24 protein-coding genes are annotated in these 25,443 nt (G+C 70.6%); 2 read left to right on the top strand and 22 right to left on the bottom strand.

The window, feature by feature from the left end; genetic code table 11:
- Positions 1 to 21: 21 nt before the first annotated feature.
- The 6 genes from carB to pyrR all read right to left on the bottom strand — a co-directional run bounded on the left by carB (position 22) and on the right by pyrR (position 8,024).
- Positions 22 to 3,330: a carbamoyl-phosphate synthase large subunit gene (carB, locus tag ACZ4SA_RS34925; protein WP_468282173.1), complete on the bottom strand. Its 3,309-nt coding sequence runs from the start codon at positions 3,328 to 3,330 to the stop codon at positions 22 to 24.
- Positions 3,323 to 4,486 (bottom strand): glutamine-hydrolyzing carbamoyl-phosphate synthase small subunit, encoded by a 1,164-nt coding sequence (gene carA, locus ACZ4SA_RS34920; RefSeq protein ID WP_468282171.1) that lies wholly within the window; start codon positions 4,484 to 4,486, stop codon positions 3,323 to 3,325. Before carA ends, carB begins: the two co-directional genes overlap by 8 nt.
- Positions 4,483 to 5,064: a PH-like domain-containing protein gene (locus ACZ4SA_RS34915; protein WP_468282181.1), complete on the bottom strand. Its 582-nt coding sequence runs from the start codon at positions 5,062 to 5,064 to the stop codon at positions 4,483 to 4,485. Before ACZ4SA_RS34915 ends, carA begins: the two co-directional genes overlap by 4 nt.
- Before the next feature lie 17 nt (positions 5,065 to 5,081).
- Positions 5,082 to 6,368 carry a dihydroorotase gene (locus tag ACZ4SA_RS34910; protein WP_468282169.1) on the bottom strand — a complete coding sequence of 429 codons (1,287 nt, stop codon included), beginning with the start codon at positions 6,366 to 6,368 and terminating at the stop codon, positions 5,082 to 5,084.
- Between the two features lie 5 nt (positions 6,369 to 6,373).
- On the bottom strand, positions 6,374 to 7,354 hold the full coding sequence (locus tag ACZ4SA_RS34905) for an aspartate carbamoyltransferase catalytic subunit (protein WP_468282167.1): 981 nt from the start codon (positions 7,352 to 7,354) through the stop codon (positions 6,374 to 6,376).
- 91 nt (positions 7,355 to 7,445) lie between these two features.
- Positions 7,446 to 8,024, bottom strand: coding sequence for a bifunctional pyr operon transcriptional regulator/uracil phosphoribosyltransferase PyrR (gene pyrR, locus ACZ4SA_RS34900; RefSeq protein WP_468282165.1), 579 nt, complete (start codon positions 8,022 to 8,024; stop codon positions 7,446 to 7,448).
- 230 nt (positions 8,025 to 8,254) lie between these two features.
- On the opposite strand from pyrR, the gene bldD reads away from it, so the two are divergent.
- Positions 8,255 to 8,755 carry a transcriptional regulator BldD gene (gene bldD, locus ACZ4SA_RS34895; protein ID WP_005319862.1) on the top strand — a complete coding sequence of 167 codons (501 nt, stop codon included), beginning with the start codon at positions 8,255 to 8,257 and terminating at the stop codon, positions 8,753 to 8,755.
- A gap of 234 nt (positions 8,756 to 8,989) precedes the next feature.
- On the opposite strand, the gene nusB is transcribed toward bldD, so the two are convergent.
- The 16 genes from nusB to rpsD form a co-directional block, all read right to left on the bottom strand.
- Entirely contained in the window at positions 8,990 to 9,418 is a 429-nt protein-coding gene (gene nusB / locus ACZ4SA_RS34890; RefSeq protein ID WP_468282163.1) for a transcription antitermination factor NusB, read from the bottom strand.
- A gap of 2 nt (positions 9,419 to 9,420) precedes the next feature.
- Entirely contained in the window at positions 9,421 to 9,987 is a 567-nt protein-coding gene (efp, locus tag ACZ4SA_RS34885) for an elongation factor P (protein WP_468282161.1), read from the bottom strand.
- A 50-nt stretch (positions 9,988 to 10,037) separates the two neighbouring features.
- Positions 10,038 to 11,144, bottom strand: coding sequence for an aminopeptidase P family protein (locus ACZ4SA_RS34880; RefSeq protein WP_468282159.1), 1,107 nt, complete (start codon positions 11,142 to 11,144; stop codon positions 10,038 to 10,040).
- 595 nt (positions 11,145 to 11,739) lie between these two features.
- Positions 11,740 to 12,612 carry a Pro-rich N-terminal domain-containing protein gene (locus ACZ4SA_RS34875; protein WP_468282157.1) on the bottom strand — a complete coding sequence of 291 codons (873 nt, stop codon included), beginning with the start codon at positions 12,610 to 12,612 and terminating at the stop codon, positions 11,740 to 11,742.
- Positions 12,613 to 12,780: 168 nt separating this feature from the next.
- Positions 12,781 to 13,221 carry a type II 3-dehydroquinate dehydratase gene (locus tag ACZ4SA_RS34870; protein WP_468282155.1) on the bottom strand — a complete coding sequence of 147 codons (441 nt, stop codon included), beginning with the start codon at positions 13,219 to 13,221 and terminating at the stop codon, positions 12,781 to 12,783.
- Positions 13,218 to 14,312 (bottom strand): 3-dehydroquinate synthase, encoded by a 1,095-nt coding sequence (gene aroB / locus ACZ4SA_RS34865; RefSeq protein ID WP_468282153.1) that lies wholly within the window; start codon positions 14,310 to 14,312, stop codon positions 13,218 to 13,220. Before aroB ends, ACZ4SA_RS34870 begins: the two co-directional genes overlap by 4 nt.
- Entirely contained in the window at positions 14,309 to 14,824 is a 516-nt protein-coding gene (locus ACZ4SA_RS34860) for a shikimate kinase (protein WP_468282151.1), read from the bottom strand. Before ACZ4SA_RS34860 ends, aroB begins: the two co-directional genes overlap by 4 nt.
- Positions 14,821 to 16,005 carry a chorismate synthase gene (aroC, locus tag ACZ4SA_RS34855; protein ID WP_468282149.1) on the bottom strand — a complete coding sequence of 395 codons (1,185 nt, stop codon included), beginning with the start codon at positions 16,003 to 16,005 and terminating at the stop codon, positions 14,821 to 14,823. The genes ACZ4SA_RS34860 and aroC overlap by 4 nt, the downstream gene beginning before the upstream one ends.
- Before the next feature lie 138 nt (positions 16,006 to 16,143).
- Entirely contained in the window at positions 16,144 to 16,479 is a 336-nt protein-coding gene (locus ACZ4SA_RS34850; protein ID WP_468282147.1) for a hypothetical protein, read from the bottom strand.
- A gap of 51 nt (positions 16,480 to 16,530) precedes the next feature.
- Complete coding sequence (locus tag ACZ4SA_RS34845; RefSeq protein ID WP_468282145.1) at positions 16,531 to 17,361, bottom strand: shikimate dehydrogenase; 831 nt, start codon at positions 17,359 to 17,361, stop codon at positions 16,531 to 16,533.
- Positions 17,361 to 19,112, bottom strand: a complete 1,752-nt coding sequence (gene mltG / locus ACZ4SA_RS34840; protein ID WP_468282143.1) for an endolytic transglycosylase MltG — start codon at positions 19,110 to 19,112, stop codon at positions 17,361 to 17,363. The genes ACZ4SA_RS34845 and mltG overlap by 1 nt, the downstream gene beginning before the upstream one ends.
- A 102-nt stretch (positions 19,113 to 19,214) precedes the next feature.
- The gene (ruvX, locus tag ACZ4SA_RS34835; protein WP_403868317.1) at positions 19,215 to 19,679 is read right to left on the bottom strand and encodes a Holliday junction resolvase RuvX; all 465 of its coding nucleotides are present in this window, start codon (positions 19,677 to 19,679) and stop codon (positions 19,215 to 19,217) included.
- Positions 19,680 to 19,687: 8 nt separating this feature from the next.
- Positions 19,688 to 22,357, bottom strand: coding sequence for an alanine--tRNA ligase (gene alaS / locus ACZ4SA_RS34830; protein ID WP_468282141.1), 2,670 nt, complete (start codon positions 22,355 to 22,357; stop codon positions 19,688 to 19,690).
- Positions 22,357 to 22,758 carry a DUF6167 family protein gene (locus ACZ4SA_RS34825; protein WP_468282139.1) on the bottom strand — a complete coding sequence of 134 codons (402 nt, stop codon included), beginning with the start codon at positions 22,756 to 22,758 and terminating at the stop codon, positions 22,357 to 22,359. Before ACZ4SA_RS34825 ends, alaS begins: the two co-directional genes overlap by 1 nt.
- Before the next feature lie 5 nt (positions 22,759 to 22,763).
- Positions 22,764 to 23,195 carry a DUF948 domain-containing protein gene (locus ACZ4SA_RS34820; RefSeq protein ID WP_468282137.1) on the bottom strand — a complete coding sequence of 144 codons (432 nt, stop codon included), beginning with the start codon at positions 23,193 to 23,195 and terminating at the stop codon, positions 22,764 to 22,766.
- 604 nt (positions 23,196 to 23,799) lie between these two features.
- The gene (rpsD, locus tag ACZ4SA_RS34815) at positions 23,800 to 24,414 is read right to left on the bottom strand and encodes a 30S ribosomal protein S4 (protein ID WP_468282135.1); all 615 of its coding nucleotides are present in this window, start codon (positions 24,412 to 24,414) and stop codon (positions 23,800 to 23,802) included.
- Positions 24,415 to 24,602: 188 nt separating this feature from the next.
- On the opposite strand from rpsD, the gene ACZ4SA_RS34810 reads away from it, so the two are divergent.
- The gene (locus ACZ4SA_RS34810; RefSeq protein WP_468282133.1) at positions 24,603 to 25,310 is read left to right on the top strand and encodes a DUF2470 domain-containing protein; all 708 of its coding nucleotides are present in this window, start codon (positions 24,603 to 24,605) and stop codon (positions 25,308 to 25,310) included.
- Positions 25,311 to 25,443: the final 133 nt, after the last annotated feature.

Below are 25,443 nucleotides of genomic sequence, written 5' to 3'. Positions count from 1 at the left end.
CCGGTGTCCCCCTCGTGGTTGCTAGTCGCGGGTCGCGGTCAGGTGTTCCGCGTGTTCCTGCAGCGAACGGACGCCGACGTCTCCGCGGCCCAGCGCGTCGATGCCCTGGACGGCGGCGGCGAGCGCCTGGACCGTGGTCAGGCAGGGGACGCCGCGCGCGACGGCCGCGGTGCGGATGTCGTAGCCGTCGAGACGGCCGCCGGTGCCGTACGGGGTGTTGACGATGAGGTCGACCTCGCCGTCATGGATCAGCTGGACGATGGTCTTCTCGCCGTTCGGGCCCTCGCCCTCCGACTGCTTGCGCACGACGGTGGCGTTGAGGCCGTTGCGCTTGAGGACCTCGGCGGTGCCGGAGGTGGCCATCAGCTCGAAGCCGTGGGCGACCAGCTCACGCGCCGGGAAGATCATCGAGCGCTTGTCCCGGTTGGCGACCGAGACGAACGCGCGGCCCTTGGTGGGCAGCGGGCCGTACGCCCCGGCCTGCGACTTGGCGTACGCCGTGCCGAAGACGGAGTCGATGCCCATGACCTCGCCGGTGGAGCGCATCTCCGGGCCGAGGACGGTGTCCACGCCGCGTCCGTGCACGTCGCGGAAGCGGCTCCACGGCATGACGGCCTCCTTGACGGAGATCGGCGCGTCCATGGGGAGCGTGCCGCCGTCGCCGTTCTTCGGCAGCAGGCCCTCCTCACGCAGCTCGGCGATGGTCGCGCCGAGCGAGATGCGCGCGGCGGCCTTCGCGAGCGGGACCGCGGTCGCCTTCGAGGTGAAGGGGACGGTCCGGGAGGCGCGCGGGTTGGCCTCCAGGACGTAGAGGATGTCGCCGGCCATCGCGAACTGGATGTTGATCAGGCCGCGGACCCCGACGCCCTTCGCGATCGCCTCGGTGGAGGCGCGCAGGCGCTTGATGTCGAAGCCGCCGAGGGTGATCGGGGGCAGGGCGCACGCCGAGTCGCCGGAGTGGATGCCGGCCTCCTCGATGTGCTCCATCACGCCGCCGAGGTAGAGCTCGGTGCCGTCGTAGAGCGCGTCGACGTCGATCTCGATGGCGTCGTCGAGGAAGCGGTCGACGAGGACGGGGCGGGTCGGCGAGATCTCGGTGGACTCGGCGATGTACGCCTCGAGGCGCGCCTCGTCGTAGACGATCTCCATGCCGCGGCCGCCGAGCACGTACGACGGACGGACCAGGACCGGGTAGCCGATCTCGTCGGCGATGGCCTTGGCACCCGCGAAGGTGGTGGCGGTGCCGTGCTTGGGCGCGGGCAGACCCGCCTCGGCGAGCACCTGGCCGAAGGCGCCGCGGTCCTCGGCCGCGTGAATGGCCTCCGGCGGGGTGCCGACGACCGGGACCCCGTTGTTCTTGAGCGCCTGGGCGAGACCCAGCGGCGTCTGGCCGCCGAGCTGGACGACGACACCGGCGATGGGGCCGGCGAGCGACTCGGCGTGGACGATCTCCAGCACGTCCTCGAGCGTCAGCGGCTCGAAGTACAGGCGGTCGGAGGTGTCGTAATCGGTCGAGACGGTCTCCGGGTTGCAGTTGACCATCACGGTCTCGTAGCCCGCGTCGCTGAGCGCGAAGGAGGCGTGGACGCACGAGTAGTCGAACTCGATGCCCTGGCCGATGCGGTTCGGACCGGAGCCGAGGATGATCACGGCGGGCTTGGTGCGCGGCGCGACCTCGGACTCCTCGTCGTAGGACGAGTAGAAGTACGGCGTCCGCGCGGCGAACTCGGCGGCGCAGGTGTCGACCGTCTTGTAGACCGGCCGGATGCCGAGTGCGTGCCGGACCTCGCGCACGACGTCCTCGCGCAGGCCACGGATCTCGGCGATCTGGGCGTCGGAGAAGCCGTGGCGCTTGGCGTCGGCGAGCAGCTCGGGCTCGAGCTTCTCGGCGGCGGCGAGCTCGTCCGCCTGCTCCTTGATCAGGAAGAGCTGGTCCACGAACCACGGGTCGATCTTGGTGGCCGCGAAGACCTCCTCGGGGCTCGCGCCCGCCCGGACGGCCTGCATGACGGTGTTGATCCGGCCGTCGGTGGGGCGGACCGCCTCACGCAGCAGCTCGTCCTTGTCGCCGGGCTCGCCGGTGAAGGAGAACTGGCTGCCCTTCTTCTCCAGCGAACGCAGGGCCTTCTGCAGTGCCTCGGTGAAGTTCCGGCCGATGGCCATGGCCTCACCGACCGACTTCATGGTGGTGGTGAGGGTGGCGTCGGCGGAGGGGAACTTCTCGAAGGCGAACCGGGGGGCCTTGACCACGACGTAGTCGAGGGTCGGCTCGAAGGAGGCCGGGGTCTTTTCGGTGATGTCGTTCGGGATCTCGTCGAGGGTGTAGCCGACGGCCAGCTTCGCGGCGATCTTCGCGATCGGGAAGCCGGTGGCCTTGGAAGCCAGCGCCGAGGACCTCGACACACGGGGGTTCATCTCGATGACGATGATCCGGCCGTCCTTGGGGTCGACCGCGAACTGGATGTTGCAGCCGCCGGTGTCGACGCCGACCTCGCGGATGATGGCGATGCCGATGTCACGCAGCCGCTGGTACTCGCGGTCGGTGAGCGTCATCGCCGGGGCGACGGTGATCGAGTCGCCGGTGTGGACGCCCATCGGGTCGAAGTTCTCGATGGAGCAGACGACCACGACGTTGTCGTGCTTGTCGCGCATCAGCTCCAGCTCGTACTCCTTCCAGCCGAGGATGGACTCCTCCAGGAGCACCTCGGTGGTCGGGGAGAGCGTGAGTCCCTGGCCGGCGATACGGCGCAGCTCCTCCTCGTCGTGGGCGAAGCCGGAGCCGGCGCCGCCCATGGTGAAGGAGGGGCGGACGACGACCGGGTAGCCGCCGAGGGTGTCGACGCCCTTGAGCACGTCGTCCATCGAGTGGCAGATGACCGAGCGGGCGGACTCGCCGTGGCCGATCTTGGCGTTGACGGCGTCGACGACGCCCTTGAACAGGTCGCGGTCCTCGCCCTTGTTGATCGCCTCGACGTTGGCGCCGATCAGCTCGACGCCGTACTTCTCCAGCACACCCTGCTCGTGCATGGAGATGGCGGTGTTGAGCGCCGTCTGACCGCCGAGGGTGGGCAGCAGGGCGTCGGGGCGTTCCTTGGCGATGATCTTCTCGACGAACTCCGGGGTGATCGGCTCGACGTAGGTGGCGTCGGCGATCTCCGGGTCGGTCATGATCGTGGCCGGGTTGGAGTTGACCAGGATGACGCGCAGACCCTCGGACTTGAGGACGCGGCAGGCCTGGGTGCCGGAGTAGTCGAACTCGGCGGCCTGGCCGATGACGATCGGGCCGGAGCCGATGACCAGGACGGACTGGATATCGGTGCGCTTAGGCACGCTCGGCCTCCATCAGGGATACGAAGCGGTCGAAGAGGTACGCGGCGTCGTGCGGGCCCGCGGCCGCCTCGGGGTGGTACTGGACGCTGAAGGCCGGCTGGTCGAGCAGCTGGAGACCCTCCACCACGTGGTCGTTGAGGCAGACGTGGGAGACCTCTGCGCGGCCGTAGGGGGTGTCGGACACCTTGTCGAGGGGGGCCTCGACGGCGAACCCGTGGTTGTGTGCGGTGACCTCGACCTTGCCGGTCGTACGGTCCTGCACGGGCTGGTTGATGCCGCGGTGACCGTACTTCAGCTTGTACGTGCCGAAGCCGAGCGCGCGGCCGAGCAGCTGGTTGCCGAAGCAGATGCCGAACAGCGGCGTCCGGCGCTCGAGCACCGACTTGATGACGGTCAGGTCGGCGGTGGCGGGGTCGCCGGGGCCGTTGGAGAGGAAGACGCCGTCCGGGTTGGTGGCGTACACGTCCTCGGCGGTGGCGGTGGCGGGCAGGACGTGGACCTCTATGCCGCGCTCCGCCATGCGGTGCGGGGTCATGCCCTTGATGCCGAGGTCGAGCGCGGCGACGGTGAACTTCGCGGTGCCGATCGGGACGGCTGCGCCGTCGGGGCCGATCGCGGGGACGACGTAGGCCTCGGTGGTGGCGACCTCGGCGGAGAGGTCGGCGCCCTTCATCTCGGGCGCCTCGAGCACCCGGGCGAGCAGCGTCGCGTCGTCCGCGAGCGCTTCGCCGGAGAAGATGCCGACACGCATCGCGCCGCGCTCGCGCAGGTGGCGGGTGAGGGCACGGGTGTCGATGCCGCTGATGCCGACGATCCCCTGGGCGGCAAGCTCGTCGTCGAGGGTGCGGCGGGAGCGCCAGTTGGACGGGATACGGGCGGGGTCCCGCACGACGTAGCCGGCGACCCAGATCTGCTTCGACTCGTCGTCCTCGTCGTTGACGCCGGTGTTGCCCACGTGCGGGGCGGTCATCACAACGACCTGACGGTGGTAGGAGGGGTCGGTGAGGGTCTCCTGGTAGCCGGTCATGCCGGTGTTGAACACCGCCTCGCCGAAGGTCTCCCCCACGGCCCCGTAGGCGCGGCCGCGGAAGGTGCGGCCGTCCTCCAGGACGAGTACGGCGGGAGCTTTGGCGGCTCCCCGGGTGGAGATCGTCATCGTGCGGTGCCTTCCGTCGTGTTGATCATGGATTCGGGGGTTTCGGGGGCCGTCCCCCGGATGAGGGCAGCCAGGGTGTCGGCCCAGGTGCTCTGCTCGGCCGCGTGGTCGGAGCGGAAGCCGGAGTCGATCAGCCGGTCGCCGTGCGCCCAGGTGACGATCAGCAGACCGCCCTCCGCGAGCACCTTGCCCGCGATGCCCTTGTCGAGCCGGGCACCGCGCAGCGCCTTCGCCGGTACGAAGAAGTCCTGCGCGCCGGGCCGTACGACGACCAGGCCCGCATCCGTGAGTGTGAGCTCGGCACGGGACCGGACGCCCAGGCCGTGAGCGACGATCCGGTCGAGCCACTGCCCGGCTGTCGTGGAGCCGTGGTAGCGGCCGGTCATCGTCAGTTTCGCGGCACCGGGACCGGTCGGCGCGGTGGGCAGCTCGGGCAGGTCCGACTGGAGCGAGCCGCGCCACTTCCAGCCCTGGCGCATCAGCCAGTAGACGAAGGCGACGAAGAGCAGCAGGCCGACGACCCAGCCGATGCGGGCGGCCCAGTCGGTCACCTCCGCCGACTTCGGTTCCGCGGCCATGTTGATGAGTTCAGGTGTCACGCCAGCTTCCCGTCCACGAGCGTCGCCCGGCCCCGCAGGAAGGTGTGGGTGACGCGTCCCGGCAGCTCACGGCCCTCGTAGGGGGTGTTGCGGCTGCGGGAGGCGAAGCCCGCGGGGTCCACCTGACCACGGTATGCCGGATCGACCAGGGTGAGGTTGGCGGGCTCACCAGCCGAGACGGGCCGCCCGTGTCCCTGTGCCCGGCCGATCTGCGCGGGCTTGACGGACATGCGGTCGGCGACGCCCGCCCAGTCGAGCAGCCCGGTCTCGACCATCGTCTGCTGGACGACGGACAGGGCGGTCTCCAGGCCGACCATGCCCATGGCGGCCGCGGCCCACTCGCAGTCCTTGTCCTCGTGCGGGTGCGGGGCGTGGTCGGTGGCGACGATGTCGATCGTGCCGTCGGCGAGCGCCTCGCGCAGCGCCGTCACGTCGCGCTCGGTGCGCAGCGGCGGGTTGACCTTGTAGACCGGGTTGTACGAGCGGACCAGCTCGTCGGTCAGCAGCAGGTGGTGCGGGGTGACCTCGGCGGTGACGTCGATGCCGCGGGACTTGGCCCAGCGCACGATCTCGACGGAGCCGGCGGTCGACAGGTGGCAGATGTGCACGCGGGAGCCGACGTGCTCGGCGAGCAGCACATCGCGGGCGATGATCGACTCCTCGGCGACGGCCGGCCAGCCGCCGAGGCCGAGCTCGGCGGAGACCACGCCCTCGTTCATCTGAGCGCCCTCGGTGAGGCGCGGCTCCTGGGCGTGCTGGGCGACGACGCCGCCGAAGGCCTTCACGTACTCCAGGGCGCGGCGCATCATCACGGCGTCGTCGACGCACTTGCCGTCGTCGGAGAAGACGGTGACACCGGCCGCGGACTCGTGCATCGCGCCGAGTTCGGCGAGCTTCCTGCCCTCGAGGCCTACGGTGACGGCTCCGATGGGCTGCACGTCGCAGTAGCCGGACTCCTTGCCGAGCCGGTAGACCTGCTCGACGACGCCGGCGGTGTCGGCGACGGGGAAGGTGTTGGCCATGGCGAACACGGCGGTGTAGCCGCCGCTCGCGGCCGCCCGGGTGCCGGTGAGGACGGTCTCGGAGTCCTCACGGCCGGGCTCGCGCAGATGGGTGTGCAGGTCGACGAGGCCCGGCAGCAGGATCTGCCCCTCGGCCTCGATCACCTGCGCACCCTCGTCGGACAGCCCGGTTCCTACCGCCTCGATGGTCGTGCCGTCGATCAGGACGTCCTGGGCATCGACGCCGAGCACCTTCGCACCACGGATCAGGATCTTGCTCATATGTCTTACTTCTCCTCGGTACGGGTGGTGGTGGGGGCGTCGGATTCGTTGCCGCCGAGCAGCAGGTAGAGCACGGCCATGCGGATCGAGACACCGTTGGCGACCTGCTCGATGACCGTGCAGCGGTCGGAGTCCGCGACCTCGGCGGTGATCTCCATGCCGCGGACCATCGGGCCGGGGTGCATCACGATCGCGTGCTCCGGCATGCGGGCCATCCGGTCGCCGTCCAGGCCGTAGCGCCGGGAGTACTCCCGCTCGGTCGGGAAGAACGCGGCGTTCATCCGCTCGCGCTGGACGCGCAGCATCATCACGGCGTCGGACTTGGTCAGCGTCGAGTCCAGGTCGTACGACACCTCGCAGGGCCAGGTCCCGACGCCCACCGGCACCAGGGTCGGCGGTGCGACGAGGGTGACCTCTGCGCCGAGGGTGTGCAGCAGGTCGACGTTGGACCGGGCGACCCGGCTGTGCAGCACGTCGCCCACGATGGTGATGTGCTTGCCCGCCAGGTCCTGGCCGAGACCGGCGTCCCTGCCGACGAGGCGGCGACGCATGGTGAAGGCGTCCAGCAGAGCCTGGGTGGGGTGCTGGTGGGTGCCGTCCCCGGCATTGATGACGGGGGCGTCGATCCAGCCGGAGTTGGCAAGGCGGTAGGGGGCTCCGGAGGCGCCGTGGCGGATGACGACGGCGTCGACGCCCATCGCCTCCAGCGTCTGGGCGGTGTCCTTCAGGGACTCGCCCTTGGAGACGCTCGAGCCCTTGGCGGCGAAGTTGATGACATCGGCCGAGAGTCGCTTCTCCGCGGCCTCGAACGAGATCCGGGTCCGGGTGGAGTCCTCGAAGAAGAGGTTGCAGACGGTGCGGCCGCGCAGGGCCGGAAGCTTCTTGATCGGGCGGTCGGCGACCCGGGCCATCTCCTCCGCGGTGTCGAGGATGAGGACGGCTTCGTCGCGGGTGAGGTCGGCGGCCGAGATGAGGTGACGCATCATCTGGGGGTTCTCTCCAGATCTGTGGAGGTTTTCAAGACATGCGGGCGCGCGGAAGTGCACGCCGTACGAAGGGATGGGACGTACGGGTGCGCTATCGCTCGCCGACCGGGGCGGTCTCCTTCACGCCGAGCAGCACGGTGTCGCGACCGTCCTCCTCCGCGAGCTGGACCTTGACCGTCTCGCGCAGCGACGTGGGGAGGTTCTTGCCGACGTAGTCGGCGCGGATGGGGAGCTCGCGATGGCCGCGGTCGACGAGGACCGCGAGCTGCACGGCCCGGGGGCGGCCGAGGTCGCCGAGGGCGTCGAGGGCCGCGCGAATGGTGCGGCCGGAGAAGAGCACGTCGTCGACGAGGACGACGAGGCGACCGTCGATGCCGTCGCCGGGGATCTCCGTGCGGGCGAGCGCGCGGGCCGGCTTGAGGCGCAGATCGTCGCGGTACATCGTGATGTCGAGGGAGCCGACCGGCATCTTTCGGCCGGTGATCCCTTCGAGTTTGTCGGCGAGCCGGCGGGCCAGATACACACCGCGGGTCGGAATGCCGAGAAGCACCACGTCGTCGGCGCCCTTGGCGCGCTCGACGATCTCGTGGGCGATGCGGGTCAGTACCCGCGCGATGTCGGGGCCCTCGAGAACAGGCCTGGCGGCATCGGAAGTGCTCTGGGTGTCCATGGGAAACGGACCTCCTTCTCCGCCTCACGGGACGGACCTTAAAGGACGTCGGAATTGCGCAGTCAACGTTACCAGGGCTTGATGGATGCACTGGGTCCAGGGCCGAGCGCCCTGGCCGAAACCGGTCCGGACCGCTCGGCTTGACTCAGACAAGTAACGCTGCGTAACCTCACAGTGAGTTACCAGTCGCGCGGCCGAGCCGCACGTTGTCACAGCGTCCGGGGAGCTATATGTCCAGCGAATACGCAAAGCAGCTCGGGGCCAAGCTCCGCGCCATCCGCACCCAGCAGGGGCTTTCCCTCCACGGCGTGGAAGAGAAGTCCCAGGGCCGCTGGAAGGCCGTCGTGGTCGGCTCGTACGAGCGCGGCGACCGTGCCGTGACCGTACAGCGTCTGGCCGAGCTGGCGGACTTCTACGGGGTCCCGGTGCAGGAGCTGCTTCCGGGCACGACGCCGGGCGGGGCCGCCGAGCCGCCGCCGAAGCTCGTCCTGGACCTGGAGCGTCTGGCGCACGTCCCCCAGGAGAAGGCCGGCCCGCTGCAGCGGTACGCGGCGACGATCCAGTCGCAGCGCGGCGACTACAACGGCAAGGTGCTGTCGATCCGCCAGGACGACCTGCGCACGCTGGCCGTGATCTACGACCAGTCGCCGTCGGTCCTGACCGAGCAGCTCATCAGCTGGGGCGTCCTTGACGCCGACGCGCGCCGTGCGGTCGCGCACGAGGAGAGCTGACGCCCCTTTTCCGAAGAAACGTCACGCCGGAGGGCGGGACCGGTCCGGACCGGTCCCGCCCTCCGGGCTTTCCGCCTGCCGGAGTGTTTCGGTCGGTGCGGTCACCCGAAAGGCGGAGAGACTCCGCGGCCCCCGGAGCGGCGCCGGACGCGGCCCCGGGCAGAACACCAGGCCCGGGGCAGAAGACGAGAGGTCTTCTGCCCCGGGCCTGGTGAAACCGGCCGGACCGCGGGTTCAGTCGCGGCGCAGGCTCGGCTTGAGGTCCTTGAAGCGGCCGAGCAGGCCGTTCACGAACGCCGGGGACTCGTCGGTGGAGAACTCCTTGGCGAGCTGCACCGCCTCGTCGATCACCACCGCGTCGGGGGTCTCGTCCTTCCAGACGAGTTCGTACGCGCCGAGCCGGATGATGTTCCTGTCGACGACCGGCATACGGTCGATCGTCCAGCCGACGGCGTAGGTGGCGATGAGATCGTCGATGCGGTCCGCATGCCCCGCATACCCCTCGACGAGGTCCATCGTGTACTCGGCGACCGGCGGCTGCCGCTCGTCGGTACGGGCGTGCCGGACCCAGTCCGCGAGGACCGTCTGCACGGACGCCCCGCGCTGGTCGGCCTCGAAGAGGATCTGGAAGGCACGCTTGCGGGCCTTGTTACGGGCGGCCACGGTTAGCTGTTCACCCGGCCGAGGTAGTCGCCGGAACGGGTGTCGACCTTGATCTTCTCGCCCGTGGTGATGAAGAGCGGGACCTGCATCTCGTAGCCGGTCTCCAGGGTGGCGGGCTTGGACCCACCGGTGGAGCGGTCGCCCTGCACACCCGGCTCGGTGTGCTGGATGGTCAGCTCGACGGCGGCCGGCAGCTCGACGTAGAGCACCTCGCCCTCGTGCTGCGCGACGCTGGCGGTGAAGCCCTCGATCAGGAAGTTCGCGGCGTCACCGACCGCCTTGCGGTCGACCATCAGCTGGTCGTACGTCTGCATGTCCATGAAGACGAAGTACTCGCCGTCCATGTACGAGAACTGCATGTCGCGGCGGTCGACGGTGGCCGTGTCGACCTTCACGCCTGCGTTGAAGGTCTTGTCGACGACCTTGCCGGAGAGCACGTTCTTGAGCTTGGTGCGCACGAAGGCCGGGCCCTTGCCGGGCTTGACGTGCTGGAACTCGACGACGGACCAGAGCTGGCCTCCGTCGAGCTTGAGCACCATGCCGTTCTTGAGGTCGTTCGTGGAAGCCACGGTTGCGGAATCTCCTGGACTGACGCTGGTGGACGACCTGGGCGTCCGCGCTACAGCGCGAGCAGCTCCTTGGTCGTGATGGTGAGTAGCTCGGGTCCGCCGTCCGCCTCCTGGCGCACGACGAGCGTGTCATCGATCCGGACCCCGCCCCGGCCCGGGAGGTGGACCCCCGGTTCGACGGTGACCGGCACACAAGCGTCCAGTTTACCCATGGCCGCAGGGGCCAGCTGCGGGTCCTCGTCGATTTCGAGTCCGACACCGTGCCCCGTACGGGGTGCCAGGTCCTCCCCGTGCCCCGCCACGTCCAGGATCTGCCGGGCCGCGTGGTCCACGTCGCGATAGGCCGCACCGGGCACCAGTGCCTCCCGTCCGGCCCGCTGAGCGGCGAAGACGAGATCGTAGAGCTCGATCTGCCAGTCCGCGGGACTCGTGCCGATCACGAACGTACGGCCGATCTCGCAGCGGTAGCCGCGGTAGTTCGCTCCGAGGCAGACGGTGAGGAAGTCGCCCTCCTCCACCCGCCGGTCACCCGGCCGGTGACCGGCACGCCCCGAATCGGGGCCGGTCGCGACGGAGGTCGCGAACGCGGGGCCGTCGGCGCCGTGGTCGACCAGGCGGCGCTCCAGCTCGAGGGCGAGATGCCGCTCGGTGCGGCCCACCAGGATGGACTCCAGCAGCTCGCCGAGCGCCTGGTCGGTGATCTCCGCCGCGATACGCAGGCAGGCGATCTCGTCCTCGTCCTTGACGATCCGCTGCTGCTCGACGGCGAGCCCGAGGTCGGCCAGCCGCAGCTGTGGCGCCACGGAGCTGAGGGCGCGGTGCCTGGCGACGGTCAGATGGTGCTCCTCTACCGCCAGCGACTCCACGCCGTCGGTGCGCGCCAGCTCGGCGGCCGCAACGGCCGCGTCGCCGGTCGACGTCGGCAGCAACGCCAGCCGCAGATGCTCGTCGGGCCGCCCGTCGGCGATGTCGCCGGTCGGCACCCGGGGGCAGAGCAGCACGTCCTCCCCCGGCCCCAGCAGCAGCACGGCGCCCGGCGGTGCACCGCCGGCGAGATAGCGGACATTGGCGGGCCGGGAGATCAGGGCCGCCGCGCTGCCGGTCGCCGCGAAGCGATCACGCAGCCGGGCCCGGCGGATCCCATACACCTCAGACATTCTCCGAGCGTACGAGCGCGGAGCCCTGCGGGCCTGGTGACGCGGCCGACGGGTCATCGGGGCCCCGCCCCCGAACCCCCGCGCCTCAATCGCCGGCGAGGCTGGGTGCGGCCGGTACTGTCGGGGCCCCGCCCCCGGACCCCGCGCCTCAATCACCGGCGAGGCATGAGATGCACTCCCGCCGACGGGGCTGGGTGCGGCCGGTCGTGTCGGGGCTCCGCCCCCCGAACCCACCGGCGAGGCTTGAGACGCACTCCCGGCAGCAGGGCCGGAAGTGGCCCACTCGTCAGCGCTCAGCCCGAACCCCGCGCCTCAATCGCCGGCGGCGCTTGAGTTGCCCGGCAGCTTCAGCCCGTCCGGGGGGCGCTCCCCCTACGCCTGGCGGCGTGGGAAGTACCCCCGTCCACGGCCGCCAAGCCGTAGGGGGAGATCGAGGACACCGCGCAGCGCGGTAGGGGGTCCGGGGCTTACCCCGGTTCGGGAAGTGGGGGTCCCCCGGCCGCCAGGCCGTGGGCGTAAGGGACGGCCTCGCGCAGCGGCCACCCACACGCCCGCGGCCACCCCCGCACCCGCAGCGGCCCGGCCCCCGCGCCGCCTACCAGCTCGGCGGGCTCGCGATGGCCCGGGCCAGGACGTCGTCCAGGACCCGCGCCGTCGTCTCGACGTCGTACTTCGAGTTGTCGATGATCGGCAGACCCGACCCGTACCACCCGGCCATCCGCCCGTGGATCCCCGCGACCTCCTCGTCCGACAGGCGTCGGTTCCCGCTGCGCTCCGCGTTGCGTTCGAGGACGATCTCGAGGCCGGGCAGCAGCACCACGGGCAGCAGCCCCGGGCCGACGTGGCGTTTCCAGCCGCCGAGGCCGACGACGGGGCGGTCGGGGAAGACCGCGTCGTCGAGGATGCAGGAGATGCCGTTCGCCAGGAAGTTGCGGGCAGCGAAGCCGCAGGTGCGGCGGGCGAGGCGGTACTGGGCCTCGGAATTGTCGTTCCAGCCCGACTGGGGGTCGGCGAAACCGGAGCACACCCACTCGCGGACGTCGTCCAGGCTGATGTGCGCCGTGGGCACCCGGCGGTGCTTGGCCCAGTGACGCGCCACGGTGGTCTTGCCGGCTCCGGCGGGACCGATCAGCAGCACGGCCAGCATGGCCGCGCCCGTGCCGCTGTCCGCCTGGGGCGGGGCCGGTATGGGAACCGGTCCGCCGGGCGGGAGCTGGATGTGGCCCGTGGACGTACCCTCACGGGAGGGCGGCAGTGGCGCGCCCTGCGGTGCATTGCCGGTCCAGCCGGGCGGCGCGGGCGGCGGTGGCGCGCCCTGCGGTGCGGGAGACGCCGCGGGCGAGGCCGGCGGCGGTGGCGGTCCGGGCACCGGTACCTGCCCGGGGTGCTGAGCGCTGTGTATCCATCCGGCCGGTCCCTGCCCCGGTCCGTGGGGCGGCGGCAGCGGAGCCCCCACTGCGTGCTGCATCCGGTGCCACTCCGTCTCGTGCGACTGACGCTTGATCAGACGGCCGATGGCCGCCGTGCTACCGAACGGTACCCTCCCGGTGCCGCTCAGATGTGCTGCCGGGGCCCGGCCGCCGGATGGACAACGGCCGGGGACCGCTCGAAGTGCCCGCCGGGCGACCGGGCCGCGTCAGCCGCCCAGTTCGTCCGCCAGCGCGCGCAGCGCGAGCCGGTAGGAGCCGACGCCGAATCCGGCGACCGTGCCGCTGGCGACCGCCGCGACGACGGAGGTGTGGCGGAAGGTCTCGCGGGCGTACGGGTTGGAGATGTGCACTTCGATGAGGGGCGCGGTCCGCTGCGCGGCGGCGTCGCGCATCCCGTACGAGTAGTGCGTGAAGGCACCGGGGTTGAGAACGACCGGGATCGACCCGTCCGCAGCCTCGTGCAGCCAGCGGATCATCTCCCCCTCGTCGTTCGTCTCCCGCACGTCCACGTCGAAGCCGAGCTCCTTGCCCAGCGTCCGGCAGGTCTCCACCAGGCCCGCGTAGGAGGTCGCCCCGTAGACATCGGGCTCGCGGGAGCCGAGGCGGCCGAGGTTCGGCCCGTTGAGGACGAACACCCGGCGGGTCACGCGGAGACCTCCCCGTAAGCGGCGAGGAGCACCGCCGGGTCGGGACCCTCGAGGACGTTCGGCTTGCCGAGGCCGTCGAGGACGATGAAGCGCAGCACGTTGCCGCGGGACTTCTTGTCGACCTTCATGGTTTCCAGCAGCTTGGGCCACTGGTCGCCCCGGTAGGTCAGCGGCAGCCCGACGGACTCGAGGACGCTGCGGTGCCGGTCGGCGGTGGCGTCGTCCAAACGTCCGGCGAGACGGCCGAGTTCGGCGGCGAAGACCATGCCGACGGAGACGGCCGCTCCGTGCCGCCACTTGTAGCGCTCGTTCTTCTCGATGGCGTGGGCGAGGGTGTGCCCGTAGTTCAGGATCTCGCGGAGACCGGATTCCTTGAGGTCGCTGGAGACGACGTCGGCCTTGACCTGGATGGAGCGCACGATCAGCTCGGCGGTGTGGGGCCCCGCGGGCGTACGGGCGCCCTGCGGGTCCGACTCCACCAGGTCGAGGATGACCGGGTCGGCGATGAATCCGGCCTTGATGATCTCGGCCATGCCGCTGACGTAGTCGTTGACCGGGAGCGAGTCCAGCGCCGCGAGGTCGCACAGCACACCGGCCGGCGGGTGGAAGGCGCCGACGAGGTTCTTGCCCTCCGCGGTGTTGATGCCGGTCTTGCCGCCCACAGCCGCGTCGACCATGCCGAGCACGGTCGTCGGGACGGCGATCCAGCGGACGCCGCGCAGCCAGGTCGCGGCGACGAAGCCGGCGAGGTCGGTGGTGGCGCCGCCGCCGACGCCGACGATGACGTCGGTGCGGGTGAAGCCGGTCTGGCCGAGTGCCTTCCAGCAGTAGGCGGCGACCTCGGCTGTCTTGGCCTCCTCGGCGTTGGGCACCTGGATCGCGACGGCCTCGTAGCCCTGGTCCGCGAGGTCGGCGCGGAGCGCCTCACCGGTCTCAGCGAGCGCCTCGGGGTGGATGACGGCCACCCGCTGGGTGGCGGTCCCGATCAGGCCCGGCAGCTCGCCCAGCAGCTGCCGGCCGACCAGTACCTCGTACGGGTCCGTGCCGGCCGTACCGCCGACCTGGATACGGGTCACTGCCTGGTCAGTCATACGTCCTTCAGCTCCAGTGCGTCGAGGACCGCCTGCGCGACCTCTTCGGGGGTGCGGTCGTCGGTGGCCACGACGACGCGGGCCACCTCGGTGTACAGCGGGCGGCGGGCGTCCATCAGCTCCCGCCACTGACGGCGCGGGTTGACCGCCAGGAGTGGGCGGGCCACGCCCAGGCCGACGCGCTTCACCGCCTCCTCCACGTCCATCGAGAGGTAGGCGACGGGCAGGCCGGTGAGCAGCTCGCGCGTCCCCTCGTCGAGGATGGCGCCGCCGCCGAGTGCGAGCACGCCCGTGTGCTCGTCGAGCGCGGCGCGGACCGCGGCACGCTCGAGGGCGCGGAAGGCCGGCTCGCCGTCCTCGATGAAGATGTCGGCGATCTCGCGCCCTTGGGCGGCGACGATGTCCGCGTCGGTGTCCCGGAAGGCCACGCCCAGCTGTCCGGCGAGGATCTCGCCGACCGTGGACTTGCCCGAGCCCATGGGCCCCACGAGGACGATCAGCGGGGCGCTCACCGGATGTGGAGGTTGTCGAGGTACGAGCTGACGTTGCGGCGGGTCTCGGTGACGCTGTCGCCGCCGAACTTCTCCGCGACCGCGTCCGCGAGGACCAGCGCCACCATGGCCTCCGCCACGATGCCCGCGGCGGGCACGGCACACACGTCGGAGCGCTGGTGGTGGGCCGCGGCGGGCTCGCCGGTCTCGACGTCGATCGTCTTCAGCGCCCGCGGCACCGTCGCGATAGGCTTCATCGCTGCGCGTACGCGCAGCAGCTCGCCGGTCGACATGCCGCCCTCCGTGCCGCCGGAGCGGCCCGAGGTACGGCGGATGCCCTCCTCGGTGGGCACGATCTCGTCGTGCGCCTTGGAGCCGGGCACACGGGCCAGGTCGAAGCCGTCGCCGACCTCGACGCCCTTGATGGCCTGGATGCCCATCAGCGCGGCGGCGAGCCGGGCGTCGAGCCTGCGGTCCCAGTGGACGTGCGAGCCGAGGCCGACCGGCACGCCGTAAGCGAGGACCTCGACGACGCCGCCGAGGGTGTCGCCGTCCTTGTGGGCCTGGTCGATCTCGGCGACCATCGCCTTGCTCGCGTCGGCGTCGAGGCAGCGGACGGGATCGGCGTCGAGGCGCTCCTCGTCGGCGGGGACGGGGACGACTCCGTAGGGAGCCCTGGCCGCGGCCAGCTCGACCACGTGGGAGACGATCTCGATGCCCGTCGTCTCCTTCAGGTACGAGCGGGCCACCGCGCCCAGGGCGACCCGGGCCGCCGTCTCCCGGGCGCTGGCGCGCTCCAGGATCGGCCGGGCCTCCTCGAGCGCGTACTTCTGCATTCCGGCGAGGTCGGCGTGACCGGGCCGGGGCCGGGTCAGGGGCGCGTTGCGGGCGAGCTGCGCGAGTTCGTCGGGGTCGACGGGGTCGGCCGACATGACCTTCTCCCACTTCGGCCACTCGGTGTTCCCGACCATGACCGCCACCGGCGAGCCCATGGTCAGCCCGTGGCGCACGCCGCCGATGAAGGTGACCTCGTCGCGTTCGAATTTCATCCGGGCACCGCGCCCATAGCCGAGGCGCCGCCTGGCGAGGTGGTCCGCCACCATGTCGGTGGTGATCGGCACACCGGCGGGAAGACCCTCCAGCGTCGCCACCAGTGCGGGTCCGTGCGACTCGCCCGCGGTCAGCCAACGCAACCTGCTCAACGGTGCTCCTCATGCTCGCGCCTCGAACTGCGACGGCGCGCCCGGGTGCGCGGCCCTGGCCCGCCTAATCCGATCCTCCCACGTCCGGGGCGTCCACTCGGTCGCCGGTCCAGCAGGCGGACGTCCCGTGGACAGCGGTCAGTCGGCGTCGCGCCGCTGCTGGGGAGCGTAGGCGCCGAGGAAGTCGGCGCCGCTGGGCTGCTGCGCGGGCTGTGCGGCACCCGACCGGGCCGGCGCGTACTGGCCGAGATAGTCGGCGCCGCTGCCCTGGCCGCCCTGCGGCACGACGGCCGGCTGGGGGTTTCTGGCCGCGCGGCGCCGGGCGATCTTCCTCCTGATCGACGACACCCAGCCGATCACGACGAGCAGGAGGACGAGGCACAGCAGCGGAACCTGCAGCCACTCGGGGAGGAACGAGACGACGCCGTCGAAGACGTGCTTGGCGATCGACGCCTGCGGCTGACCGGTTCCCATGGTCGGAGTCCCCCTGTGCTGTTGACGTGCCCCTGATCGAACGCGCAGATACTAGCGGGCTTCGAGCGCGCGTTCACCGGCAATGCGCATCGCCCCCAAGGGTGCCGGCGAACGGCCTGTCATCTGCTCGACCTGGAGCACCGCCTGGTGGACCAGAAGGTCGAGTCCGCCGACCACCGGACCGTTCCTGCCGGCCCACGCGGCGGCCAGGGCGGTGGGCCACGGCTCGTAGAGGACGTCGAAGAGTGTGCCGGGGACCTCGGGCACCTCGGCCGCGAGCGCGTCCGTGGTACCCGCCGGGGTGGTGGCGACGACCAGCGGCGCGTGCAGGGCCTCGGCGGCCTCCGCCCAGTCGGCGATCCGGACGTCGACGCCGAGCCGCTCGCCCCAGCCCCGCATCTCGTCCGCCCGGGCAGCACTGCGGACGTAAGCGGTGACCGGGCCGGAGCACACCTGGGAGAGCGCGGCGAGCGCGGAGGACGCGGTGGCACCGGCGCCCAGGACGGCGGCGGAGTCCACCGTGCCCACGCCGCGCTCACGCAGCGCGGAGACCATGCCGGGGATGTCGGTGTTGTCGCCGACGCGCCGCCCGTCCTCGGTGAAGACCACCGTGTTGACGGCCTCCACGGACGCCGCGGTGTCGCTGATCCCGTCGAGCAGCGGGATGATCGCCCGCTTGAGCGGCATGGTCAGCGACAGCCCTGCCCAGGACGCGTCGAGCCCGGCGACGAACCCGGGCAGCGCCGCCTCGTCGACCTCGAACCGGTCGTAGGACCAGTCGTCGAGGCCGAGTTCGTCGTAGGCGGCGCGGTGCAGGACCGGGGAGAGAGAGTGCTCGATGGGCGAGCCCAGGACTGCCGCGCGGCGGCGGGCAGGGGACATCAATTGCCCCTCGAAGCGTTGAACTTGTCCACCAGCTTCTGGTGCTCGGCGAGCGTCTTGGCGAACTCGGTCTTCGCCATGCCGTCGGTCGCCACGAAGTAGAGCCAGCCGTCGTCCGTCGGGTTGACGGCGGCCTCCAGGGCTTCGTTGCCCGGATTGCTGATGGGGCCGGGCGTCAGGCCCCTCTGCGTGTACGTGTTGTACGGGTCCTGGTTGCTGTTGATCTCGTCCTCAGAGATGTCGATCTTGCTCTGACCCTTGAGGTAGTTGAACGCGGAGTCGAACTGGAGCTTCTGGTTCGTCTCGGTGTTGGTCGGCTTGAGACGGTTGTAGACGACCTCGGACATCTTGCGGAAGTCGTCGTCCGTCTTGCCCTCGACCTGGACCAGGCTCGCGATGGTCAGCAGCTCCCAGGGGCTCTCGAGACCGAGGCCCTTGGCCTTCGACTCCAGACCGGCCTTCGTGTACTCCTGGTTGGCGCGTGCGACCATCTTCTTGAGTATCTCCTCGGGCTTCTCGCCCTTGGAGACGGGATAGGCGGCCGGGAAGAGGAAGCCTTCCAGGGGGTCTTTGACGTCCTTGTGGTTCTTCGCCCAGTCGGGCAGGCCAAGGCCGTCCGCGTTCGCCTCGGCGGCCTTCTCGGTGGTGCCGGCCTTGAGCTTCAGCCGCTCGTCGATCTGCTTGTAGACGGCGGCGTTGCGCCTGCCCTCGGCGACGATCAGGTTGTTGTGGCTGGCCGGATCGAGCATCGACTCGACCGCACTCTCGGCCGACTGCTCCTTCTTCAGGAGGTAGACGCCCTCCTGGATCGCAACACCCTTCGGGTTCTTCGTCTGGGCGGAGACGAACGCGTCGATGCTCTTGACGACGCCCTTCTCCTTGAGGATGGCGCCGATCTCGTTCCCGGTGGCGCCCTTGGGGATCGTCACCTCGACGGTGGTGGCGATGCCCGTGCCCTCGAAGTCCGGGGCCTCGCCGAACTGGCCCTGCCAGAACTGGTATCCGAAGTAGCCGACGGCGCCGAGGCCGCCGGCGAGGACCGCCGCGACCACGAGGCAGGCCAGGCCGTTGCGGCTCTTCTTCTTGCCCTTGCCACGGCGGTCACGACCGCCGCCGCCGCGCGGCTCGCGCGGATCGTCGTCCCGGCCGTCGTCGTCGCGGCCGTCATCGCCGGTGAAGAAGGGGTGGGTCTCCTCCTGAGCCGCCTCCGCGTCCCAGTCGGTGGCGGGCTCCGGCTCGGACCGGCGGCGGCTCGGGGGCTGCGGCGGCGGGTAGGCCTCGGGGGTGCCGTAATGGTCGGACTCCTGCCGGGCGGCGTAACCGCCGGGCTGACCGCCGTACGTGGCGGACGGGTCCTCGCCGTACGGCGCGGCCTGCTGCCGGCCTGTGTCCCAGCCGGCGTTGTACTGGTGCTGCTGATGCTGCTGGTACGGGTCCTGGTACTGCTGCTGCCCATGCTGCTGACCGGACTGCTGGTACGGATCCTGGTACGCGTCGTGCCGGCCGCCGTACTGCTGCTGGTACGGGTCCTGGCCCTGCTGCCCGCCCTGCGGGTACTGCTGCCCGCCCTGCAGGTACTGCTGCCCGCCCTGCAGGTACTGCTGCCCGCCCTGCGGGTACTGCTGCTGCGGCTGCTCCGCATAGGGATCGTGACCGGCCGCGGCCTGCCGACCTTCCCACCCCTGGTCCCCGTACAGCGGGTCCTCGGGATGCCACGGTTCGGAGCCGGGGCCCCGGCCATACTCAGTCATCGATCCCCTAGGGCCGCGAGACGGCGCGGAGCGGTCCGCCTCTTTTCTGTGCGGCGGCTGTTCGAACACCGCCGCATCGCGCGGAACGTTACCGTATCGCGATCAGACAATCGTTTCGACGCCCTCGCCTGGCGGAGCACCGGACGCACGTTCGGACTCCAGAGCGTTCTGCAGGATCACCACAGCGGCAGCCTGGTCGATGACGGACCTGCCCTTTTTGGACTTCACGCCCGAAGCGCGCAGGCCCTGCGTGGCCGTAACTGTGGTCATCCTCTCGTCGACCAGCCGGACCGGGATCGGCTTGATGCCCTGGGCGAGCACCTGCGCGAAGCTCCGGATCTTCTTGGCCGCCGGCCCTTCCCGACCGCTCAGCGAGCGGGGCAGGCCGACCACGACCTCGATCGGCTCATACTCCTCGACGAGTTGACGCAGTCGCCGGTGGGCGGCCGGGACGTCGCGTCCCGGCACGGTCTCCACCGGTGTGGCCAGGAGCCCGTCGGGGTCGCACGAGGCGACCCCGATCCGGGCGTCACCGACGTCGATCGCGAGACGGCGGCCTCTGCGCATGGCGGACGTCACGCGGTCTCGGCGACGAGGCGCTCGACGGCGGCCACGGCGTCGCCGATGGCGTCCGGGTTCTGGCCGCCGCCCTGGGCGACGTCCGGCTTGCCGCCACCGCCGCCGCCGAGCGTCTTGGCGGCGGTACGGACGAGGTCGCCGGCCTTGAGACCGCGCTCGCGGGCGGCCTCGTTGGTGGCGATGACCGTGAGCGGACGGCCGCCCGCCGTGGTGAACACGGCGACGACGGCAGGGCGGTCGCCGGGGATGCGGCCACGGACGTCGAGGACCAGCTTGCGCAGGTCGTCGGCCGAGGTGCCGTCCGGGACGGTGCCCGTCACCAGGGCGACACCACGGACGTCCTTGGCGCCCTCGGCGAGCCCGGCGGCGGCGCCGAGCACCTTCTCCGCGCGGAACTTCTCGATCTCCTTCTCGGCGTCCTTCAGCTTGCCGAGCATGGCGGCGATCTTCTCCGGCAGTTCCTCGGAGCGGCCCTTGACCAGCTCCTGGAGCTGGGCGACGACCGTGTGCTCCTTGGCGAGGAAGTTGTACGCGTCGACACCGACGAGGGCCTCGACACGGCGGACTCCGGAGCCGATGGACGACTCGCCGAGCAGCTTCACCAGGCCCAGCTGGGCGGTGTTGTGGACGTGCGTGCCGCCGCACAGCTCCTTGGAGAAGTCGCCGATGGTCACGACGCGCACGCGCTCGCCGTACTTCTCGCCGAACTCGGCGATGGCACCCTGCTTCTTGGCCTCGTCGATGCTCATGACCTCGGCGTGCACGTCGAGTTCGCGGGCGAGCACTTCGTTGATCTTCTGCTCGACGTCCGTGAGGACCGTACCGGGAACGGCGTTCGGCGAGCCGAAGTCGAAGCGGAAGCGGCCCGGGGAGTTCTCGGAACCGGCCTGGGCGGCCGTTGGGCCGAGGGCGTCGCGCAGCGCCTGGTGAGTGAGGTGGGTGGCGCTGTGGGCGCGGGCGATGGCCCGGCGGCGGCGTACGTCGATGGCGGTGTAGGCGGAGGCGCCGACGGTGACCTCTCCGACCTGGACGACGCCCTTGTGGACGCTGACACCGGGGACGGGCTGCTGGACGTCGCGGACCTGGATGACGGCGCCGGAGTGCAGCTTGATGCGGCCCTGGTCGGCAAGCTGACCGCCGCCCTCGGCGTAGAACGGGGTGCGGTCGAGGACGACCTCGACCTCGTCGCCCTCGGAGGCGGCCGGGGAGGAGACTCCGTCGACGAGCAGGCCGACAACGGTCGACTCGCCCTCGGTGGAGGTGTAGCCGGTGAATTCGGTGATACCGGAGTTGTCGGCGACCTCGCGGTAGGCGGACAGGTTGGCGTGGCCGGTCTTCTTGGCCCTGGCGTCGGCCTTGGCCTTGTCCCGCTGCTCCTTCATCAGGCGGCGGAAGCCTTCCTCGTCCACGGTCAGGCCCTGTTCGGCAGCCATCTCGAGGGTGAGGTCGATCGGGAAGCCCCAGGTGTCGTGGAGCAGGAACGCCTTGTCGCCGGGCAGCACGGCGCCGCCCTTGGCCTTGGTCTCGGTGACCGCGGTGTCGAGGATGTTGGTGCCGCTCTTGAGGGCCTTGAGGAAGGCGGCCTCCTCGGCGAGGGCGACGGTCTCGATCCGCTTGCGGTCGGTGATCAGCTCCGGGTACTGCAGGCCCATGGTGTCGATCACGATGTCGACGAGGTCCTTGACGACCGGGCCGGTGGCGCCCATCAGGCGCATGTTGCGGATGGCGCGGCGCATGATGCGGCGCAGCACATAGCCACGGCCCTCGTTGCCGGGGGTGACGCCGTCTCCGATGAGCATCGTGGAGGTGCGGATGTGGTCGGCGACCACGCGGAGCGAGACGTCGGTGTCGTGCTTGTCTCCGTACCGCACACCGGTGAGCTCGGTCGCCTTGTCCATGACGACGCGCAGGGTGTCGGTCTCGTACATGTTCTGCACGCCCTGCAGGATCATGGCGAGACGCTCGAGACCGAGACCGGTGTCGATGTTCTTGCTCGGCAGGTCGCCGAGGATCGGGAAGTCCTCCTTACCGTCGCCGGCGCCGCGCTCGTACTGCATGAAGACCAGGTTCCAGATCTCCACGTAGCGCTCGTCGTTGACGGCAGGGCCGCCCTCCTCGCCGAACTCCGGACCGCGGTCGTAGTTGATCTCGGAGCAGGGGCCGCAGGGGCCGGGGACGCCCATCGACCAGAAGTTGTCCTTCTTGCCGAGGCGCTGGATGCGCTCGGCGGGCACGCCGACGACGTCGCGCCAGATCTGCTCGGCCTCGTCGTCGTCGAGGTAGACCGTGATCCAGAGCTTCTCCGGGTCGAGGCCGTAACCGCCCTTGTCCTGGGGGCTGGTGAGCAGCTCCCAGGCGAGCTTGATGGCGCCTTCCTTGAAGTAGTCGCCGAAGGAGAAGTTGCCGCACATCTGGAAGAACGTGCCGTGCCGGGTGGTCTTGCCGACTTCTTCGATGTCGGGCGTGCGCACGCACTTCTGCACGCTGGTCACGCGCGGGGCGGGCGGCTTGACCTCACCGAGGAAGTAGGGCTTGAACGGGACCATGCCCGCGGGGACGAGGAGCAGAGTCGGGTCGTCCGCGATGAGCGACGCCGAAGGCACGACGGTGTGCCCGCGCTCCTCGAAGAAGCTCAGCCAGCGGCGGCGGATTTCAGCCGACTCCATCAGTGGTCCTCATTCCGGTTGTGCGAATGCTCGCCGTTCGGCTCTTCGCCGGGCGAGTGCTCGGTGTGCGAATGCTTGTCGTGTGACGTCTTGCCGTGCAGATAGGTGATCTGTGCGGGCTCGTTCCGGCCCAGGGCGGCCCTGCCCCGCTGCGCGGGAAGCTCACGTCCGGGCGTCGCGTGCAGGCCCAGCACTTCGGCGAGTTCACCCTCGCGCTGCGCCATCGAGGAGCGGACGTCGAGTGCGAAGTCCTTGAGCCGATGGCCCGCGTCGACCGCCTTGTCCGCGGCCTGCGCGGCGAGGCTCTCAGGGGTGAGCTGCTTGAGCTTGCGGTTGACCTTGGTGGTGGCCCACACCCCGGCTGCTGCGCCGGCGGTGAACCAGAACGTGCGGCGGAACATCGTTCTCAGCCCTTCCGGTTCCTGCGCCGGGCACCCGGCACAGTGCGGCCGACGATCACGGGGCCGCGCGACGGCGCCGCGGGCTTGTCGTCGCTCTTGCGGCTCATCGCGCGGCGAACGCCGTATCCGAAGGCGGCGACCTTGACCAGCGGGCCTCCGAAGGTCGACGCGACCGTCGTGGAGAGCGCCGAGGCGTTGGACGTGACTTCCTGGACGTCCGTCGCGATGGCGTCGACCCGGTCGAGCTGGGTCTGCGCCGAGCGCACCGTCGCGGAGGCGTCGGCCAGCAGGGGCACCGCCTGTTCGGTCACGTTCGCCACGAGTTCGGTGGTCGCCCTGAGCGTCTGGGCCAGCCTCACCAGCACCACGGCGAGGAAGGAGACCAAGATCGCCCAGAAGACGGCCACCAGAATCCCGGCAACCTCTCCACCGGTCACTGCGCACCGCTCTCTGCTCGTCTTCGGGTACTCGAAAATCGTCCTCCGAGCCTATCGCGCCCTCAATGGCCGCCCGTACCGCATTAAGCCGGTGCACAGCCCGGTGGCCGACCGGGCGGATTGTACGCAGTGCTTATGGGTGAGCACCCTGCGTGCCCTGTGCGACACCGCCACACCGACGTCCCCGCCGGACTGAACCGGTTCGTGGGCCGTGCCGACGAACTCGCCGCGCTCCGCGGCGCCCTGGGCGGGCTCGGCCGGTCACCGTCGTCGGGGCGGGCGGAGTGGGCAAGTCCCGCCCCGCGCTGCATGCCGCGGCGGCCGTGCGGAATCGGTACGGCGACGGTGTGCGGCTGCGTGAACTGTCGCTCCTGCGCGACCCGGATCCGCGTACGGGAGGGGAACGGACTCTCCCTCGAGACGGCGGTGCGGCGCGCCCTCGCGGTGCCGGAGCCGCCGCGGCCCGGGCCGGTCGGGAGCAGCGCGTCCACCCCCAGGAAACGCGGCAGCCCGCCGTCTCCCCACCGCGAGCGGCGGGGAGACGGCGGGCTGAAGCTGCGAAGCGACTACTTGCCCCCGCTACTGCCGGGAGCGGCCCCCAAGGTCAGCGGGCGTAGTACTCGACGACCAGCTGCTCGTCGCAGATGACCGGAACTTCCTTGCGCTGCGGGTCACGGTCCAGGCGGAACGCCAGGGCCTTGAGGTTGACCTGCAGGTAGCGGGGGGTCTCGCCGTCGGCCGCGAAGCCACCCTCACGGGCGACCTGGAACAGCGGCTTCTCGCGGGAGCGCTCGCGGACCATCACGACGTCGTCGGGACGGACGCGGAACGACGGCTTGTCGACCTTGCCACCGTTGACCTCGATGTGGCCGTGGACGACCATCTGACGGGCCTGGTAGATGGTGCGGGCGATACCCGAACGCAGGACCAGGGCGTCGAGGCGGCGCTCGAGCTCGATGACGAGCGCGTCACCGGTCTTGCCCTCGGCCTTCCTGGCGCGGTCGTAGGCGCGCGCCATCTGGCGCTCGCTGATGTCGTACTGCGCGCGCAGGCGCTGCTTCTCGAGCAGACGGACCTTGTAGTCCGAGTTCTGCTTGCGGCCACGGCCGTGCTCGCCCGGCGGGTAGGGGCGGGCTTCGAAGTACTTGACGGCCTTCGGCGTCAGCGCGATACCGAGCGCGCGAGACTTCTTGACCTTGGGACGCGACTGGTTAGGCACGTTCTCCAGACCTCCGTTGTAGGTTAGGTTAGGCTCACCTTACTCAAGGAGATCGCATGTCTCGCCCTGGGAACACCAAGCGCATCACGGACAGCACAGAGAACACCGACGCTTCTTCGAGCATCGAGGTGACGGAGGTCCGATCAGCTCATGGTCAGCCGCGTCCCAGCGGGCTTGAAATCACTCGGATGCCGTCAGCAGCCGAGCGCACACGAACTCTCGTACAGAGTACATGCTCGGCGGTCCTGCTCGTCCCCGGGGTGGAAGGCGCCCGGCCCGAGCAGCTGAGCCCCCAGGCCCGGGCGGTCGGCACCGACGGCGAGGTCTTCCTGCTCTTTCCGGCAGACGCACCCGCCGTACGGGCCGCCACACACGCGCAGGACGACGAGCTGCCGGCCGTGCTGGAGATCACCGACGTCGCGCCGGTCGCCGTGCCCAACCGTATCCGGGGACGCGCCTGGGTCGACGGCTGGCTGACCTGCGTGCCCGGCCTCGCAACGGAGCCCGGCTTCATGATGCTGCGCCTGGAGGTCAAGGAGGCGAACGTCGACGACCTGTGGGGCGTCTCGCAGGTGGAGCCGGAGGCGTTCGCGAGCGCCTCGGTCGACCCTCTCGTCGCCCACGAGACCGAGCTGCTGCAGCACCTGCACTCCGCGCACGGCGACCAGGTACAGGCACTGGGCTCGCTGCTGGGGGAACGGGGAGGCGCAGAGGCCGCGTCCGCGGCCGCGGACCGGCAGCGGGCGGTCCCCCTGGCGCTGGACAGGTTCGGCCTGCGGGTGCGGTTCATCGGGCAGCGCACCTTCGACGTGCGCTTCGACTTCCCCACGCCGGTGCGGGACGTCACCGAACTGCGCCGCGCGATGCACGCGCTCTTCGAGGCGGCGTCGTACTGAACGGGGCGGGCGGCGCGGGCTCCAGGACAACGGTGAGAACTAGGGCGTGTTTCGAAAGTCCCGCCTGGCCCACGACGCCTGGCACGCACACTCGCTGCGTTGTCGGAGTCATCCAAGTACGTCCAGTACGAGG

This window comes from Streptomyces sp. NPDC027962 (assembly GCF_055566095.1).
Note: the sequence above shows the minus strand (reverse complement) of the source record. Positions and strands in the feature narration are given on the sequence as shown.